This is a genomic window from Paenibacillus sp. sptzw28, from assembly GCF_019550795.1.
In the GTDB taxonomy this organism is placed as follows: domain Bacteria; phylum Bacillota; class Bacilli; order Paenibacillales; family Paenibacillaceae; genus Paenibacillus_Z.
In genome coordinates, this window is the sequence record NZ_CP080545.1 from 2,758,082 (window position 1) to 2,775,514 (window position 17,433).

At 49.3% G+C, this 17,433-nt stretch carries 16 protein-coding genes; 10 read left to right on the forward strand and 6 right to left on the reverse strand.

Annotated features, from left to right (window positions below; all coding sequences use genetic code 11):
* Window positions 1-392 precede the first annotated feature (392 nt).
* A complete protein-coding gene (dctA, locus tag KZ483_RS12335) occupies window positions 393-1,721 on the forward strand; it encodes a C4-dicarboxylate transporter DctA (protein ID WP_220352915.1) in 1,329 nt (442 codons plus the stop codon).
* A gap of 98 nt (window positions 1,722-1,819) precedes the next feature.
* Here dctA and KZ483_RS12340 read toward each other — a convergent pair whose 3' ends face one another.
* Window positions 1,820-3,379 carry a DUF4127 family protein gene (locus KZ483_RS12340; RefSeq protein WP_220352917.1) on the reverse strand — a complete coding sequence of 520 codons (1,560 nt, stop codon included), beginning with the start codon at window positions 3,377-3,379 and terminating at the stop codon, window positions 1,820-1,822.
* A 619-nt stretch (window positions 3,380-3,998) separates the two neighbouring features.
* Here KZ483_RS12340 and KZ483_RS12345 point away from each other — a divergent pair.
* From KZ483_RS12345 to KZ483_RS12380, 8 genes are all read left to right on the forward strand, one after another.
* Window positions 3,999-5,540 carry a HEAT repeat domain-containing protein gene (locus tag KZ483_RS12345; protein ID WP_220352918.1) on the forward strand — a complete coding sequence of 514 codons (1,542 nt, stop codon included), beginning with the start codon at window positions 3,999-4,001 and terminating at the stop codon, window positions 5,538-5,540.
* 142 nt (window positions 5,541-5,682) lie between these two features.
* Window positions 5,683-5,841, forward strand: a complete 159-nt coding sequence (locus KZ483_RS12350; RefSeq protein WP_220352920.1) for a hypothetical protein — start codon at window positions 5,683-5,685, stop codon at window positions 5,839-5,841.
* Window positions 5,842-5,902: 61 nt separating this feature from the next.
* Window positions 5,903-6,073 (forward strand): hypothetical protein, encoded by a 171-nt coding sequence (locus KZ483_RS12355; protein ID WP_220353756.1) that lies wholly within the window; start codon window positions 5,903-5,905, stop codon window positions 6,071-6,073.
* A 228-nt stretch (window positions 6,074-6,301) separates the two neighbouring features.
* Window positions 6,302-7,495, forward strand: a complete 1,194-nt coding sequence (locus KZ483_RS12360; RefSeq protein WP_220352921.1) for a beta-ketoacyl synthase N-terminal-like domain-containing protein — start codon at window positions 6,302-6,304, stop codon at window positions 7,493-7,495.
* Window positions 7,496-7,522: 27 nt separating this feature from the next.
* Window positions 7,523-9,892, forward strand: a complete 2,370-nt coding sequence (locus tag KZ483_RS12365; protein ID WP_220352922.1) for an EAL domain-containing protein — start codon at window positions 7,523-7,525, stop codon at window positions 9,890-9,892.
* Between the two features lie 89 nt (window positions 9,893-9,981).
* Window positions 9,982-10,581 (forward strand): nitroreductase family protein, encoded by a 600-nt coding sequence (locus tag KZ483_RS12370; RefSeq protein ID WP_220352923.1) that lies wholly within the window; start codon window positions 9,982-9,984, stop codon window positions 10,579-10,581.
* A 171-nt stretch (window positions 10,582-10,752) separates the two neighbouring features.
* Entirely contained in the window at window positions 10,753-11,715 is a 963-nt protein-coding gene (locus tag KZ483_RS12375) for a phosphotransferase family protein (protein WP_220352924.1), read from the forward strand.
* A 59-nt stretch (window positions 11,716-11,774) separates the two neighbouring features.
* Window positions 11,775-12,698, forward strand: a complete 924-nt coding sequence (locus KZ483_RS12380; protein ID WP_220352925.1) for a copper amine oxidase N-terminal domain-containing protein — start codon at window positions 11,775-11,777, stop codon at window positions 12,696-12,698.
* A gap of 113 nt (window positions 12,699-12,811) precedes the next feature.
* On the opposite strand, the gene KZ483_RS12385 is transcribed toward KZ483_RS12380, so the two are convergent.
* Genes KZ483_RS12385 through KZ483_RS12405 form a run of 5 tightly spaced genes read right to left on the reverse strand, consistent with a single transcriptional unit; the run spans window position 12,812 to window position 16,324 of the window.
* Complete coding sequence (locus KZ483_RS12385) at window positions 12,812-13,216, reverse strand: DUF350 domain-containing protein (RefSeq protein WP_220352926.1); 405 nt, start codon at window positions 13,214-13,216, stop codon at window positions 12,812-12,814.
* Window positions 13,217-14,542, reverse strand: coding sequence for a glutathionylspermidine synthase family protein (locus KZ483_RS12390; RefSeq protein ID WP_220352927.1), 1,326 nt, complete (start codon window positions 14,540-14,542; stop codon window positions 13,217-13,219). It lies immediately after the preceding gene.
* 4 nt (window positions 14,543-14,546) lie between these two features.
* Window positions 14,547-14,816 carry a hypothetical protein gene (locus tag KZ483_RS12395; protein ID WP_220352928.1) on the reverse strand — a complete coding sequence of 90 codons (270 nt, stop codon included), beginning with the start codon at window positions 14,814-14,816 and terminating at the stop codon, window positions 14,547-14,549.
* Window positions 14,817-15,299 carry a hypothetical protein gene (locus KZ483_RS12400; protein WP_220352929.1) on the reverse strand — a complete coding sequence of 161 codons (483 nt, stop codon included), beginning with the start codon at window positions 15,297-15,299 and terminating at the stop codon, window positions 14,817-14,819.
* A complete protein-coding gene (locus KZ483_RS12405) occupies window positions 15,299-16,324 on the reverse strand; it encodes a potassium channel family protein (RefSeq protein ID WP_220352931.1) in 1,026 nt (341 codons plus the stop codon). Before KZ483_RS12405 ends, KZ483_RS12400 begins: the two co-directional genes overlap by 1 nt.
* 363 nt (window positions 16,325-16,687) lie before the next feature.
* Here KZ483_RS12405 and KZ483_RS12410 point away from each other — a divergent pair, with 363 nt between their 5' ends.
* The gene (locus tag KZ483_RS12410) at window positions 16,688-17,359 is read left to right on the forward strand and encodes a PspA/IM30 family protein (protein WP_220352932.1); all 672 of its coding nucleotides are present in this window, start codon (window positions 16,688-16,690) and stop codon (window positions 17,357-17,359) included.
* Window positions 17,360-17,433 lie beyond the last annotated feature (74 nt).

The window sequence follows — 17,433 nt, forward strand, 5'->3', positions numbered from 1 at the left end:
CAAACAGTCGGAATGCTCAGTGAGTAAATACAATAACACATGTTCAGCATTCAAAAAAGGGTGCCTGAAGTAGATTTATCTACTTGGGGGCGCCCTCTTTTTTTGCGGCAATCCTGTTTAATGATTTCATTGTCTTGTATGTGTTGCCTAAATGGGTTTTGAAATTTTGTTCACAATAAACAATGTGCCGCTGTTAGTTATACGTTATATTAAGTGCATAAGATGACATATTGTGAAACTAAATATGTCATGAAAATTAAGATTCCCGTAATGCAGCCTTCATTTATGTGATGTTATCTAACGTGTTTGTACATCTGGGTTATGTACCAAGCCGATGGAAGAAAGGATCCACAATCAGCACGGCATACAAAAACAATGTGAGGTGATTGTTTGTGAAGCAAGAAACAGCACGTGTAAAAAAGCCATTCTACAAAGGACTTTTCTTTCAAATCATGGTATCAATCATTGCAGGTATCCTGGTGGGCTATTTATGGCCAACCGTAGGTATTGAACTGAAACCGCTCGGCGACGGCTTCATTAAGCTGATTAAAATGATGATCGCGCCGCTTGTCTTCAGTGTGGTGGTAGTCGGCATCGCGAAGATTGGTGATATCAAGGCCGTAGGTAGAATCGGCGGCAAAACGATCCTCTATTTCGAAGTGGTGACCACCCTTGCTTTAATTATCGGCATGGTCGTGGCCAATCTCACCAATCCGGGTGTAGGAATGCATGTAGATCCGGCAAGCCTGTCAACAGCAGGTATCGAGGCAACAACGAAAGGATCTGAGCTTCCGAGCGGAACGAGCTTTTTCCTGAACATCATTCCGGATAGCGCCATTGGCGCGTTCGTTAATAACAGTATGCTGCAGGTTCTGCTGGTCTCCTGTTTATTCGGATTTGCGCTTTCGCATGTAGGGGGGCGGACCTCGGAAGTCATTCTTGATTTCATGGAGCGGGTCAACGAGGTGTTGTTCAAGATTGTAGGCTATATCATGAAGCTTACCGCGATTGCCACATTCGGGGCGATGGCCTTTGCCGTGAGTCAGTACGGTATCGACACGCTGCTGTCATTGGGTAAACTCTTTGCCGCGATGACGGTCGCTTGTTTGGTCTTCATCGTTGTCCTGGCCGTTATAATGAGAATATTCATCGGCCTCAGTCTGTGGAAGCTTGTACTTTATATCCGGGAAGAGATCATGCTGGCTTTCGCGACAGGTTCCTCTGAAGCGGTCATGCCGCAGTTAATGAACAAATTCGAGCATGCGGGCTGCAATCGAGCCGTTGTGGGCCTTGTCGTTCCGACCGGATACTCATTCAATCTTGACGGAGCATCGATTTACCTCTCGCTCGCCCTTGTTTTTCTTGCTCAAGCCACCGGTGTTAATTTGAGCTTTGGCGATCAGTTGATGATTCTTGGGGTCCTGTTATTAACCTCCAAAGGTATGGCGGGTATACCGGGTTCCGCTTTCGTCGCACTTTCGGCAACCGCCGCGGCAACCGGTTCGTTTCCTATAGCAGCCGTTGCCCTGATGCTGGCTCCCGACCGGTTCATGGGGAATTACCGAACAACCGTCAACATTATCGGCTACGCCGTTGCAGCCTTTGTCATTGCACGCTGGGAAAATCTACTCGATATCAACCGCGCTAAGGATGTGCTTGACGGCCAAATCGCCTATGAAGCTAAAAACACGGTTGAAAGTGCTCCCGGCTTAATCGGTTGATAGAACATTCGGAAATAAGCTAAATCGGCATTCGGAATTGTCGGTGTATCACGGGAATTAGGAAAGAGGCACAGAGCTCAGACGCTCCGTGCCTCTTTCTATATAATCGATAATTCAAAGTCGACCTCAAACATTCGCCTCCAAGGAAGCTCGACGCGCCCGAGCTTGATCCGGTCAGGCTGCAGATCATGAAGATATTGTGTAATAAAAGCATTCATTTTGCCGCGGATCAGTTCGTGCACCTGGGAAGCGGCCGCGCTTATATCGAAATAGTTACCTCCAAGCGCTTCTAAGTAATCGCGGGCGACTTCGCGTCGTATAATGGACTGGTAGCCCCAGTCCTCAACAAGTCTGGCGAGGTAGAACTCTCTGCTGCGCCGCGAACGCGAAGCTTCCTGCTGCAGTACAACCTCCGCTTTACGGTAGAACGACTCTATGATGGCATGTGCAATGACGGTTCCGAGGGTATTGCCGGATGTGTTCCAACCCGCGTACGCCGAGATGCGCGGAAGCAGCCCCGACTTGGAGATCAGCTTCATCAGCGGCTCGTCAGCTCCATTGCATGTTCCGACATCGGCAAGGGCGACCATTTTCCCTTTCTCCGTATATACATCGATCGCTTGCGCGAACTCTCTGAGGTTGACTTCCGAGAAATAAGAAGCATGCCTCTCGCTGAAGCTTTGCGATGTCTCCGCCATATCGTATTGGCCCGCCGGCGGTGAATTGACCATCAGTATCGCATCGGCCGCAGCGGAGCTGTCTGCGATGAATGCCCCGGCAGCGGTAATATGGCTTTTGATGCTTTCCCCCAAGCTTCGGTCCTCATATTTCGGGATGACGAAGGGTCCGTTAGTCGAGGAGTGTCGGATGTAGATTTCCGGGCGATAGTTTTTGAGCTCGCAGAAGACGCGTGCAAGCAATGTGCAGCCGATCTCGTCCGCGCCGGGGTATATATGTATCCTATCAAGCAGTTGATGCTTCTCCGCCGACAACAACAATTGCCGTTGTTCGTGTGAGGAATAACCGTATTTAGCGTTATCGTCGAGAGGGATGATGAGAAAGTCGATCGCGCCTTGACGCACGAGATCTACCGCCATGTGGTTAACAGTTGTATTCGTCTCGCGGCGGCCTATGAAGTCCCGGGTCACAGTCTCCGGCAGCTCGGACCGGATTTGCTGCAGCTCCAGCCGCTCCTCATCCGATAAGCCTTCCCGGATAGTTTTGTCGCTGAGCCATCCGTTCCTCGCCAGACGGACCCCGAATTCCTCATAATAATCGGGTTCTTCGTCGCTGCTGTTACAGGCAGGGGCCCGCATAATCAAGTTGAACGCATAGATTCGAAGCCACGGATTTCTCTTCCTGCATTCGATTAACGTCCCGAACCGCTCCGAACATTCCCGGCCGGAAAGATGGTGAAGCCTGGAGGGGACGATTCCGCCGTAAACGAGCATGTCGAGAGAAATAATCAGAATATCGGCCTGAACGGTTTCGGCAATCAGCCAATCCTTCAGCGCTCCGTAGGGAGCGGGCTGTTTCTTATTACCCAGAAGTGACCTTGGAGGAGCCGTCAGTTTAAGGTCCGAGGAAGCGGCGATTTGCATAGGAAACTTGGCATTGCAGGGTCTTTCATCTAAAGGGAGATAAACGATTTTTCCCATTGAAGCTGCCCTCCCGTCACTTTTTTTCATATTAGCACACAGAATGAACGAAATATCCAAAAAATGGGACGACTAATAAAAGATAGCTTAATTGTAAGGCAGCCGCTGATATAGTTTGAAAAACAATTGGAGGTGAAGTTCAACCTAATCTCATTAAATAAATATATATTCCAATTCACTCGAAAATAGGTGAGATAATGAGTGGAAATATTATTTCCCCGAGCGACAAGCGGAGGCCCCGCAATATATCAAGCGCTGAATGGCGATTATTATATAGGGAGGATGGGCTGTTGCCGCACGTACATCATTTATTACATGGAGAAGCCTTTCAATAGAACATACACATGCTTATTACAGATGAGTATTCACTGTATTGATAGACTTCATATACTACGAAAAAAATACTAATCCGCTTTATTAACCAATATCCCCTGGGGCCGGCGCTCAGATTTTTAAACAGCCATCTGGTTTACTTATTATTGGCTGACGGCGAATCTTAATATTGTACAAATGCATCATAGGAACATTCATATTAACACACCTGAACCGGCCTTATAATGAAGACATTGTTCCCCAGCATAACCGCTAGGGAAACTAACCAGTAAGGTAGGGTGATAATATGGAGCAGCAAGCGATTCGTGAGCGGCAAGCTCTTCAGCTGCTGACGGATGAACAGATGAGAACGTTTATTGCGGAAGGTTTTCTGATCCTGAAGACCGATTTCTCTCAGGAATTTCAACGGCAATTATTATCTCAGCTTGATTATGTTTACGAGAAGGAAGGAAATCCCGGCAACAATCTGCTTCCGCGTATCAGGGAGCTGCAGCTCGTATTTGAAAGTCCTGTCATCAAGGGGGCGCTTACAAGCGTGCTCGGACCCGGCTATATTATGCATACGCATCGTTACGGTCACCTGAACAGCAATCCGCAAGCGGGCAACTGGCACAAAGACAGCTATTGGGGCTACAGCCGAATGCGCAATCACAAACCTTGGTGGGCGATGATTATGTATTTTCCGCAGGATACTCCAATTGAAATGGGTCCTACCGGTGTGATGCCGGGCACTCAATATTATGAAAGCCGCACCTTTGAAGGCGACGATCATGATGAGGAGGGCAAAGCAAGCGGAAATGCCGGTACGTTCGCCCTGATTCACTATGACATCTGGCACCGGTCAACGGCTAATCTGTCGGGTAAACAGCGGTATATGCTTAAATTCGAGTTCATGCGCACGCAGGTGCCCAGCGCACCCGCCTGGGATTGCTCCGATCCCAAGTGGCGGCCTCCAGCGGCTTTCAGCGCGCCTCTCATCAGACATGATTTACTGTGGAAAGATACCTGGAACTGGCTAAAGGGTGAAGTCGGCAGCTTGGCGGAGGATTCGGACTCGACCGGCGGGCTTGTTGAGACAGAGCTCCTGCTGGAACAGTTGAAGGATCCGGCTCCGGGGATAAGAGCGGAAGCGGCGAACCAATTGGGATTAGCCGCCGCAGGTTCCAACCGCGTTTCGGACGCGCTGGCGGAAGCGCTTGGAGATGAATTCGAACCTGTCCGCTTGAATGCCGCTTACGGTCTTGCCGCAATGGGTGAGGAAGGCGCCGGTATGCTCCTTGATGCGCTCCTGAACGATAACCGTAAGGTCTCAATGGCGGCTGCTTATGGTCTGAGTGTGAACGGCGGGTCGGCTGTCGACGGGTTATCACGCTTACTGGGAGGCGACCGTGAAGAAGCGGTCAATCTTGCGGCTTTCGCACTCGGCGAGCTGCGGCATTTGGCAGGTAAAGCTGTTCCCGGACTTGTCCGGCTGACCGGTCACTCGTCGGTAGTCATCCGCAGAACGGCAGTGGAAGCGCTGGGACGGATTCAGTCCCCGGAGCATGATGATAGCATTATTACGGCATTGGCCGACAAGCTGCAGGACGGGGATTACCAAGTGCGGTTCTGGGCGGGGCTGGCTTTGGCGAAGAAGGGATCCACGGCCGCTGCGGCTGTTCCCGGGCTTGTCAGAGCGTTGGACGACGACAACCGCTACGTGCGGGGTCATGCCGCCGAGGCGCTGCGCCGGATTGGAACGCCGGAATCGACGAGCCTTCTGCTCGATTATTTGTTCGCTTCGCGTTGGTGTTCGATTACTACCGCGCAGAACGAGTGGTATCCGTAAACATCGTTTTTTCGGGTCATTTATAGGAGGTATGTACACTCGTGTATATGCCTCTTTTTTCTATTAATCTATCATTCGCCGCTTCGATGGAGGGTTGTCAAACATATTAATAGATCAACTCCAGGATAAGGAGGATCGATACATGACCCGATCGAATATCAAGACGTACCGCTACCGTATAGGCAAGAATCAATACATTGTCATTAATATTCAACAAACCGCAGCGGCCAAGGCGGATATCGGTAACGTGCTGGCCAGCAATGCAGTCAATGTGCAAATCATAAAGAAAAGACGCCGCTGACCGGAACACTTTTGCATGCACACCATGCATGTTAGAGCCCGGGAGGGGAGGTGATGCTTGTATGAGCAAGAAGAAAGTGAAAAAAGTGAACAACGTATCCGCCGACAAGGGCAGAGTGAAATTCCGAGCGAAACAGTCAGCTACCGCTTTCGTCGGTCAAGGCGGCAATGCCTTCGCCATTAATGCCAATGAATTAGGCGTTATTAAGGTCCCCGGCGGAGGGGGAGGCTAACAGCAAGCAATGGATAAAAGCCGGGTGAAACGAAATATTCGTTTTCGCCCGGTTTTATTTTCATATTACCACTCACATTACCATCCAGGCATCGGGTAGTATGGAAACTCTTTGCAAAAGATTAAGTGCCGAAAAATAGAATATTAGTTATAATATTCTCGAACGTTGTCGAATTGCGTGGCTAATGTTTAATTAATTAAATATATATAGAGAGCGTCGGGGAAAATTGTGAAGAGAATCGTAGTTACCGGATATGGCATTAAAGCACCGGGTATTGAAGACAGGCAGCGGTTCAAAGACGTATTGGATCAAGGGTTGTGCACCTTGGAGGTGGTAAGCGGAATCGGCCCTAATGAAACGGATCTGGTGTGTGGAATCATTCATAACGAGTATAAGCGAATTAATGGCCGCAATTACAAATACTACCCCAGAATAGCACGGATGGCCATCGCTGCAGCGGACGAAGCGGTGAAGATGTCAGGTATTGAATTAAAGGAAGGGTTGCGGGTTTCCGTCATTATGGGAACCTCTGTCGGCGGATTGTCGGAGATAGAGCAGTACGCCGTTTACAGCAATAACGGACAATATGATAAGTTTCCGTTAATCGGCGCGGGTGCGGGCAACCCGCATAGTTTGTCCTCATCCGTGGCGTATCATATCGGTGCGAACGGACTGGTTTTTACTTTAAGTACAGGCTGCACCGCCGGGTTGGATTCCATTATGATGGCGAAGGTGCTGCTCGAGTCGGGTCAAGCGGACGTCTGTATCGTGGGAGGATCGGATGCGCCGATATCGACAGGCTGCATCTACAGCTTTGCGAAGCTGGGAGCACTGTCCAAGGATTTGGATATTCATACGGCAGGTTCTCCATTTTCGATGGATAAAGAAGGCTTCGTTCTCTCAGAAGGCGCCGCAGTGCTAGTATTGGAACGGGAAACGGATGCATTGGAGAGAGACACTGCGATTTACGGTTCAATCGATAACATCTATTCGAACAATGACGGGCAGTCGATATTCGCATCGGACCTTACTGGCGAAACGATGTCCAAAGCGCTTAAGATGACAGTTGGTGATTACCTTCCGACCTATATCAACAGTCAGGCGCTGGGGCTTCAGGCTAACGATACAGTGGAATACATAGCCTATACGAATAATTTCGAGGACCACTCCATTCCGATTACTTCAATTAAAGGCCAGATTGGCCATGCCTTCGGAGCAAGCGGAGTGATGCAAACCATAGCTTCGCTTATATCGATAGAGTATGATTTCATACCGCCGACCGTAAAGACGACGGGCTATGGGTTTGGCGACTTGCCTATTCTCCAGGAAACAAAATATTGCGATGTAAATCAGGTCGTAGTCACATCCCACGGTTATGGCGGAAACAATACGTGTATGCTGCTGTCCAAGTACCTCCAATAAAGGCTGTTTTTGAAAGGGAAATGCAATATGTTTTTCTTAATGCTTGTATTCGCCATCGTTCCGTTGGGACTTGGGCTGGCGATTCAAACCTTATTCGGCCGAAATAAGCTGTCGTGCAGCATGTTTATTTTCATGATTTTTATAAGTATCTGGCAGCTTGATGTCGGTATATTGTTTGCCCATGATTATTTTGGACGCGAAATGATCGACTTTCTTTTCCGGTTATTCCGATTCGGTTCGATCATGCTGTCCCCCTCTCTACTCTATGTTTCCTACGTTATTTATAATGAACTGGTTGATCGGAAGAAGCTTTCGGGCAGATGGCGCTGGTTCATCAATCGAAGAATGATCATCGCATTCTTGATATGGAGCTTGATCGTTTATGTATTGGGCTGGACAACTCAAGGTATTATTGGCCTTAACCTGGTACAAATCCAGCATTCTGAGAGCTTCCTCTTTCCGGTTTACGGCGCCTACAGCTGGCTGTTCAATGTGAGTTTCCCGTTATTCTTCATTAGTTTCGGAATATGCCTGGCGATCAGCCGAAGGGTTTCGAATGTTCATATTAAATCATTTTTATTGCTGTTTGTCTTAACGTCCATCGTCGCCTATTCGATCGGTATTCTTAACATTTCGCAGAGAAGCGGTTTATATCCGAGCAGCATCGCCGTCTTAATCTTCGCAATCGCCGTATTTATCGGATTCTGCCTGATGCACGCCAATTTCGTCAAGGAAATGAATAAAGCGCTGTTCGACCAGAAAGAATTTCTCCGGACGGTAATCGATACGAATCCGAATTTCATTTATACCAAAAATTCCGACGGGGAGCTTACCCTCGCCAATCTTTCGCTTGCCAATTTATATGGGGAAACAATTGATAATATATTAGGAAAAAGAGAAACTGATTTCGTTCGATACGAAAACGACGAACATGCAGGCGGAAATAATGTGAATGACAATTTAGAATCATTCGAGGGCGTGCATAATGTTGAAGAACGTATTATCGATGCCGCGGGAAACAGAAGATGGATGCAGACGGCTAAGGTCCCGATTCGGATACTTAATTCACTGCAGCAGCTTTGCGTATCGACTGACATCACGGAGCGTAAGCAGTACGAGAATAAAATAACCGAGCTTGCCTATCACGATACGCTGACAGGACTCTTGAACAGGCTCTCCTTCAATCAGTCCTTAAGTCAGGCACTGCTTGCCAAGCACACGCATATCGTCTTGATGTTTATCGACTTGGACCGGTTTAAAGTGATCAATGATACGCTGGGACATTCTATGGGCGATCAGTTTCTAAAGCTTGTTGCGGGGCGGTTGACCTATCATTTGGAAGGGCGCGGAGAAGTCTTTCGAATCGGCGGCGATGAATTTGTCATTATGATCCAGAACAGTTCTCATGATGAAGCGGTCGTTTATGCCGAGAAAATTATAAGCAGCTTCAAGTCTCCGTTTTATTTGGCAGGTCAAGAGATTTATTCCACTCCCAGTATCGGAATAAGTCTGTCGCCTTACGACGGAGCTGATGCCGAAACCTTGACGAAGCATGCGGATACGGCCATGCACCGCGCAAAAGAGCATGGGAAAAATAAATACCGTTTCTACAATAGCGATATGGACGGAGCTTATTTACGGAAAATGGTCATCGAAAAGGAGCTGCGCAAAGCGGTCAAGAACGGGGAGTTGGAGGTGTATTATCAACCCCGAATTCATTTGGAGACAAGGCGTATGGTTGGAGTGGAGGCGCTGGCCAGATGGAAGCACCCGGAGCTTGGCGAAATTTCTCCGGTCGAATTTATACCCTTGGCGGAAGATACGGGTCTGATTGTACCGATCGGAGAATGGGTACTCAGGCAAACGTGCAGCCAGCTAAAGACATGGATCGACGAAGGGCTTATGCCGGTACGAATGGCGGTGAATATTTCACTGCGGCAGTTTTATGAATTTAACCTCGTGGAAACCATAACTGGTATTATAGCGGAATCGAATATCGATCCCGGATACCTGGAATTGGAGATTACCGAGAGTGTAGCTATGTACGACTCGAATCAAGTCATTGAAAAGCTGATTCAGCTAAAGCAGCTTGGTGTATCGATTTCGATGGATGATTTCGGTACCGGATATTCATCCCTCAGTCATTTGAAGAAGCTGCCGATAGATAAGCTGAAGATTGACCGCTCATTCCTTAATGATGTAACGGTTGATAAGGATAATGCGGCTATCGTCTCAACGATCATTGCCATGGCCAGAAATATGGACCTTCAAGTGGTGGCGGAAGGGGTTGAGAACGAGGAGCAGCTGCGGTTCCTTGAAAATCAGAAATGCAATGAAGCGCAGGGATACTACTTTAACCGGCCGCTGCCGGAAGAAGAAATCAGAAGGTATCTCTAAACGGGTAAAACGTTTTGTTGTTGGTTTTTCCTCCGGATAGGTTAATGAAACTAGAGAGATAGAATAACAGTGAAGGAGGAAGAATAGAAATGGGCAATGAATTTCTCGCCGCACTGAAAGAGCGCAGAACGATTTATGGTATCAGTAAAGATCGAATCGTACCGGATGAGCGTATTCTCGAGTTGGTCAATGAAGCGGTGAAACACACTCCTTCGGCATTTAATTCCCAGAGCGCCAGAATTGTCGTCCTGCTGGACGTTCATCATGACAAGCTTTGGGATACGACGAAAGAAACGCTTAGAAAAATCGTGAAATCAGATCAATTCTCTCAAACGGAGGAGAGGATCAACGGCTTCCGCAGCGGATACGGTACGATTCTGTTCTTCGAGGACTATTCCGTTATCCGGCAATTTCAAGGCAAATTTGAACGTTACAAAGATAAATTTCCCGATTGGTCCCATCAGTCGTCCGGGATGCTGCAGTTTGTCATATGGACAGCGCTGGAGCTTGAAGGACTCGGAGCATCGCTGCAGCATTATAACCCGCTGATCGACGAGGAAGTGAAGAAGCTGTGGAAGGTGCCGGATGATTGGGAGCTGATCGCACAGATGCCGTTCGGCAAGCCGACAGCGCCGCCCGGTGAGAAAGAGTTCCAGCCGCTCGAGGAGCGGGTGAAGTTTTATAAGTAAGGAGCTGATAGCAAGCGAAGCTCCAGCTCACGGCAAAGCAGTCTCCCATAGTAGGGGGCTGCTTTTCTTTTTGATCTATTGTATCGCGCCGAAACGGAGAATATGGTATGATGTAGGCATTTATTTAACGGGAAATACATAGAAAAATCAATCATTGTGGGGTGTTTGCCGGTGGAAAGCGGAATAAAGAACAAATTGGATGCGAAGCAGCTCAAAGCTGTCATCCGTCAGGTATTCAATGAGTCCGTTCAAGAGGCAAGGGAGCTGTCGGACGGGTGGGCAAACACGGCATATTCGATCTTGCTCGGCAGCGGACGGAAGGTGGTTCTCAAAGCGGCTCCCGTGAAAGATACAAAAGTAATGAGATACGAGAATAATATAATGACCGCGGAAGTAATGGCGATGAAGTTAATCGGCGGTAAAGATATACTTCCTGTGCCGCGGATTTATGCGCATGACGATTCGTTCTCGATCCTTAACAGTGAATATTTCATAATGGAATATTTAGAAGGAGAGCCCTTAAACAAAATAAGAGACTCGCTTTCCATGGAGGAAACAGCCTCCATTCAATATGAGCTCGGGGTCTGTAACCGGAGGTTAAACGAAATTGAGGGTAGCCAATTCGGATATTTTGGCCAGGTCAATCGTACAGGAAACGGGTGGAAGGAGACTTTCTGCAAAATGCTGCTGGATGTCCTTGCGGATGGCCGCGATGCGGGAGTAGAGCTGCCCGTTGATTACTCGCAGATCGAAAGGGAGCTGCACGGGGCATCGGATGTATTGTCCGGGGTTCAGCGGCCGTATTTTGTTCATTGGGATTTGTGGGATGGCAATATCTTTATCAATGATGGGCGTATTTCCGGTATTATCGATTTTGAAAGAGCGATCTGGGGCGACCCGTTAATGGAATTTTACTTTAGCCATTTTGCCAAGCCTGAACCTTTCCTGGAGGGCTACGGGCAGTCCGCTTTCTCGCAGGAAGAACTGGCTAGGAGAGCGCTCTACGATTTGTACCTGGATCTTATTCTGGTTATTGAATGCCCTTATCGCCATTACGAGGATGATAATCATATCAAATGGGCGTATCAGAATATGGAAACGGGCTGGAGCCGTTTCCTGCACAGCTTGGGATAGCTAATCAGGCGATGGGTCAAGGGATCAATCAGCTCTGGACAAAGGAGGACTAATAGACGATGAAATGGTTGAAGCCGACAGCCGCTGCACTGCTGCTCTTGGGACTCGTATCAGCCGGTTTGCCCGTTTTTGCCGATAGCTCCAACCACACGGAAGTCTATATCGACGGCAGAAAACAAGAATCAGTACTCATATCTCATGGATCCACAATGGTACGTCTCATTTCTTTTAATGACCCGGAGTGGGTCAACTACTCTTATGAAGCCGAGACGCGAACGGTAATCATAAACAATCCAAGCCGTAATATTACAATCCGTCTGCAGCCTGGGGTATCCGAGGTAAATGTGAACGGAATGCACGCGAAGCTTGCTGTCCCCGCTATCATAAATTCAGGGCGGACATACGTGCCGTTTCGTTTTCTCTCGGAGACACTAGGAGGGTATGTCGAATACAACGACCAGACGAAGCATGCGATTGTTCGTACACCGGCCGGACAGGACGTCTATGAGACGCTGATGAACGGGACGCTGGTGGAAGCGCGCAATGCCGCGGTCGGATTGGCTGAGGTATTTATAAACAAAGAGCTCAAACCCCAGGGCGAAGGCTTCTCCCAAACGTTTACATTCCCGAAGGGTGAGGCGCTCCGGTTTATGGTGGAATATAAAGGCTTGATCAGCTATATCGAGATAAGCAGCGAAGGTTTGGCCGAAGTGAAATGGCAAAAGGATACCATTCCGGTGAACGGTACGTATCGTGAAGAAGGTATCAAGCCTCCCGATTTCGGAGAATCCGTCTACTTCGTCTTTGACCCGATGGTTCCCGATTTCTCCAAATATGGCACGATCGATAGCGACGGCAAAAAGAAAGAGCTCGGACAATACAATGTTACCGTTGAGCGTGAGAAACAGGGTGAAATAATCGAACCGGTTAATGGCGAACAGCGAACCGATGGCAAATCGGGGCCTGTTACTCCGGGCGCATAATATAAGCGTCATGCGATTCACTCTTTCAGCCGAATTAGCGGGAGAGTCTTGCAAGAAGGTAAAGGACGGCTTGAGAGATTCCGCTCAGGCCGTCCTTTCTTAAGGAAAAGCTCTTACATCAAAATCGTACCGACCACAATCGAGACGCCGATAATGACAGAGCGAAGCATCTGCGCAACGGCCATATTGCCTGCCGCGATCTGGTCGCATACTTTAAAGCGCGGCGTCAACCAGTCAAATACGAGATAGACAAGACACAGTACAAGGATGCCGATCCCAGACCATATAAGCATGGAGATCCAATCGTGCGAACTGAAGGAAACCATGCCCACAATGATGCACAGCCCGAGCAGCTTGCTGCCCATATACACGCCGGCCGCTTCGTTTCCCTTGTTGATTTCCTCAGCGTCGCTGAAACGCGTCAACCGGCTGAACACAAAAGCCCCAACCGCCAGAATGAGAAAAATAATGCCGATTCCAATTACTATGTTAAGCAAATTATCCGTAAATGCATTCATTTAATTCTTTCCCTCCCTTTTAATAGCTAGCGCCGCCGGACAGTAGTAGGCCATATCGCCTGTTATTTTACCGCCAATTCTGGGCAGCAGGCCGGAGCAGGCTCCACCGATCACGTAGACACCGGTAAGCAGGAAGCCATTGGTCTCGCCACTTTCCGTACGGATGTTCACTTCTTCCATCGGCCAGCACTCCTGATAGATTTTCGGCTGATTACCGTAATAATCTATCACTTCAGCTGCTTCTTCTTCGTCGTGACCCCATTCGGCTTCTTCCAGTGTGCCCCTGCCGTTATATACGGCTGTACCTTTTCCTTCCCGCCCCCAGTACGCTTTGGCCACATACGGCTTGTTTGCCTGTTCAAAAACGGTCTTCTCGTAATAGGTCGGGAGCAGGTAGGTGCTTATTGTTTCCAGCTCCTCGGGTTCAAACAATGTAAATCCGCAGTATTGTTCGGTGATGTCGCTGCGTTCGAAGAGCGACCAGATTAGCGCCATGAAGCCCTTGCTTTGCATGATGATGCTTTGAGCCGGATTGATAAGTCCGAGTCTTCCCTGTACGACGAGATCCATAAGCGCTTCACCGACGTGAAGCCCCGAAGCTTCATCGGTATCCTGTATCAAATATTCGAGAGGATAGAGCCGGTAGAGCATGTGAATTCTCCGCCCATAAGCGTAGAGACCCTCGCCGGGGATGATTTCGAGCCGTTCCAAAGGGACGAACATTACCGAATAGCCAAGCTCCGCAACGGCGTCCATAATATAACGCGTGTTAACCGTGTCTTCCATATGCCAATCATAACAGCTGAACGCTATTGTACCGGCGAGACCCTGTTCGGAGTAATAACCGATCAGGCGGCGAAAGGCGCTCTGGATCGAATTCCGCATTTCCCCGGAGATGGAAGTATAGGGCGTAAACCCTTCCACAAGCCGCTTCTCCAATATAGCTGTTTCCGGGACCCCCGTCGGCGTATCGGTGTTGTTCTCGATACATTTCATACCGTTCGGACCGATAATCCAATCCTGCCGGGATATCCCATGCGAAGGAACCTCCAAACGCGATGCCTCGACCATTGACGGGTGGAGACCAAGCGGTCCTGTGAGAAACGAATCCGGCAAGTAACGCTGCGTGAACCGCAGCGCCTTCCAATAGATAAGGTTGATACGTTCCGATGCGCTGCGCAGGTAATCCCACTCTTCGGGCTGATATAACGTAAGGGAAGGGAGACAGTAGCTCTTTCCATACATCCGATGGTAGGGAATCATTTCTGCCAGCTTCCCCTGAAACAGCTCGTCGTGCTTCAGCTTCAAATCAAGGACGCGGTTCATGGCTTCATCCTCCGAAGGAGCTGTGGGAGCCGCCGCTGCCGAATCCGCTGTGAGAGCCTGAATCCGAGCCGGAGCTGTAGCTTTTACCGGGTCCGGTCGCTCTGCCGCCGGTGCTGTAGTAAGTACCTCCGCCGCTATTGTCGTCGCAGTAGCCGTCGTTATTGCCGTCATAGCATTGCTGCGAAGACGAGTAGTCGGTGCAGCCGCTCATCACGGCCGGCACGGTAAGGAGAAGTGCGAACTGCAAGATTTTTTTGCCGGGAATGCCTTTCATTTATGCCTTCACCTCTTTCAAATAAAACAATGCTTTGCGCCGGTCGGTATCCATGACCGTATATATGCACTCATAAGTCCGTTCATCCGTTACGATGTAATGGTCCAGCAGCAGCTGAGCAATTTCCGCTGCTTCGCCCGGTGACAACCTGGTCCCGCCTCGAATGAATCGATTGCCCAAATTGTCCCAAAGCCAAAATTCCGGTTCGATCCGCATCGCCACATCGCAAAATTCGGACAAAGATGACTCAATCGCCCGCCCATATTCCGCAATCTCCTTGCCGCGAAAAGGTATGACATAGATGGCGTGCTGAGAGAGCTCCGACTCGTTCGATGTATGCTCATACAAGACGTTATGAATGACGGAAGCGTTAACGAGCTTGCGAATGAATAGTTCATCGCGGCCCACGATGTGCCGGTCTATGGTTTGCAGGACCTTCCCCTGCATATCCGACCATTCGAGGTACGTCACGGACACGGTCATTAACTATTTCTCCCTTTAGCGTTAATTTTGTCTATGGTGGCCTTGTCGGTTATGACAAACAGCCTGGTATTGGCAGGCAGCTGCTCGTGGAGCTTGCGGTTGATGGTCATATCGCTGCCGTCTGCGACAAGCGTCGCGCCTTCTTTAAGCAGTGCCTGAAATGCGTCCCCGTAAGTTCGCCACTCGGGATCGCGCGCTGCCTCAAACAAGTCTTCGCCGTGCTGTCTGCTCAGGAGCTGGGTCAGGATTTCGATGTTTCCTTCATTAAGCGCCGAGCGGACCGCCAGCCGGGATACCGCATCATGAGAAAGGACGAATTCATTTACCTTCACATGCCGGAAGTTTTGGATATGCTTCTCGAGGGTAATTTCTACCGTGGTATGCACCTCGGGCGCAATCCGCTCGATACTGGCGGCGATCAGCAGCGATTTGCCGTCGACGAGAGATGAGTCCTCGATCCCCGGATCCGCGAATATGATTGCCGAACGGGCACGGTTAATGCCGGCTTGCTCGAGCGTATCGTCCGATGTCGGATCGCCGCTGACAAAATGGATGTTCCTGCGGTCGTAAGGATGTTTTTCGCTCTCGGTTATAATGACGATTTCGGCGTTCTCGTCCGTTGACATAATTTCTTCAACGGCTAACTGGGCCTTCTTGCTCCAATTCAGCAGGATGATGTGATTCCGGCCTTGAAACTTCAATTTTCCGCTCCCCCTTCGTCGCTGCAGATCGGCGATCGCTTCAATGATTTTGCCGATCACCAAGCTGAGCAGTCCGATACCGAATACATATAGAAACATCGCAAACAGCTTGCCCGGTACCGTTGTTGGGTAGAAATCGCCGTAGCCGACCGTCGCCACAGTCGTCATCACCCACCACAAGGCATTGAACCCATTTTGGAAGGTATCCGGTTCAAGGTAATAAACAATCGCCGAGCTTAACAGGATGAACAGTATTGTTCCATACGCAAGCAGTGAATTTTTGAGCCGCAGCAGCTTAACGGATAATCGGCGGATAAAGTGCATGCGTGCAGCACCTCCTTTCCTTACAGGATGGCGGCCGGCGGGCGGCATTGAAAAGCATGTTACCTTTTACGGTGAGATGTTCCTCCGGTTACAAATTAATGAAGCGCTGTTAGATAAAGAAACCCCTCTCGGATTGTATAAGGTGTAGCATGCCGCTGTCTATAGAGAAAAAATGTATGAAATCTTTAGTTGCTTCTTCACCGGCTTCGATACATAATTTAATTCGTGGGGGCTGAAACGAACCGGGTTTGGCTGCGTACTAGTTAGCATAACGCAATTTCGTAAGCTATATGCTTCCGGGACGCTTGTCCGCATAGGCGTGTGCCGGTAGCTTGGGAGAAAACTCTAAGGAGGAAATGAAAGATGTCGATATTCAAACGTTTGAGAGACTTAACGTTATCCAATGTATATGCCATGATTGAGAAGGCTGAAGATCCGGTTAAGCTCACCGACCAATATATCCGCGATATGCAGGAAGATCTGGAGGACGCGGAGAAAGCGGTCGCAGCCCAAATCGCAATCGAGAAGAAGTTCAAGCAGCTGTATGAAGAGCAGGAAGCGCTTGTGAAGAAACGCGATGAGCAGGCCCACACGGCCGCTCAAATGCAGAATATCGAGCTTGCCCGCCGTGCCCTTGAAGAGAAGAAGGCCGCGGAGCAGAAGATGAATGAGTACAAAACAAGCTTCGATCAGAACAAAGCGTCCGCCGATAACCTGCGCTCCAAGCTGGACGAAATGCGCAAGCAGCTGACTGAGATGAAGAACAAACGCGAAACGCTCGTCGCTCGTTATAATGCGGCGAAAGCGCAAGCTGAGATTAACAAATCTATGGCCGGGTTCAGCTCGGATACCGCATCGGCAGGCATGAAGCGGATGGAGGAGAAAATGCTCCAGATGGAAGCGCAGGCCGAAGCGAGCAACGAGATGAACAGCAAAGAGAAATCGCTTGACGCCGAATTCGAAGCGCTTGGCAAGAACAAGGCGGTCGACGACGAACTCGCGGCTCTATTGAAGCAGTACGAGAACAAAAACTAAACAGCCCGTAAGCAAAGAAAGAACGTCCGCTGGCATTGATCGCGCCTAACCGCCGATCTGACGGCCTTCGGCGT

Bases quoted from the DNA above. Each gene is read 5' to 3' on its own strand.
- KZ483_RS12340 (WP_220352917.1), bottom strand. From the start codon at position 3,379: ATGGGAAAAATCGTTTATCTCCCTTTAGATGAAAGACCCTGCAATGCC.
- KZ483_RS12355 (WP_220353756.1), top strand. From the start codon at position 5,903: ATGAGCAAGAAGAAAGTGAAAAAAGTGAACAACGTATCCGCCGACAAG.
- KZ483_RS12395 (WP_220352928.1), bottom strand. From the start codon at position 14,816: ATGAAAGGCATTCCCGGCAAAAAAATCTTGCAGTTCGCACTTCTCCTT.
- KZ483_RS12380 (WP_220352925.1), top strand. From the start codon at position 11,775: ATGAAATGGTTGAAGCCGACAGCCGCTGCACTGCTGCTCTTGGGACTC.
- KZ483_RS12345 (WP_220352918.1), top strand. From the start codon at position 3,999: ATGGAGCAGCAAGCGATTCGTGAGCGGCAAGCTCTTCAGCTGCTGACG.
- KZ483_RS12385 (WP_220352926.1), bottom strand. From the start codon at position 13,216: ATGAATGCATTTACGGATAATTTGCTTAACATAGTAATTGGAATCGGC.
- KZ483_RS12390 (WP_220352927.1), bottom strand. From the start codon at position 14,542: ATGAACCGCGTCCTTGATTTGAAGCTGAAGCACGACGAGCTGTTTCAG.
- KZ483_RS12350 (WP_220352920.1), top strand. From the start codon at position 5,683: ATGACCCGATCGAATATCAAGACGTACCGCTACCGTATAGGCAAGAAT.
- KZ483_RS12400 (WP_220352929.1), bottom strand. From the start codon at position 15,299: ATGACCGTGTCCGTGACGTACCTCGAATGGTCGGATATGCAGGGGAAG.
- KZ483_RS12365 (WP_220352922.1), top strand. From the start codon at position 7,523: ATGTTTTTCTTAATGCTTGTATTCGCCATCGTTCCGTTGGGACTTGGG.
- KZ483_RS12410 (WP_220352932.1), top strand. From the start codon at position 16,688: ATGTCGATATTCAAACGTTTGAGAGACTTAACGTTATCCAATGTATAT.
- KZ483_RS12370 (WP_220352923.1), top strand. From the start codon at position 9,982: ATGGGCAATGAATTTCTCGCCGCACTGAAAGAGCGCAGAACGATTTAT.
- KZ483_RS12405 (WP_220352931.1), bottom strand. From the start codon at position 16,324: ATGCACTTTATCCGCCGATTATCCGTTAAGCTGCTGCGGCTCAAAAAT.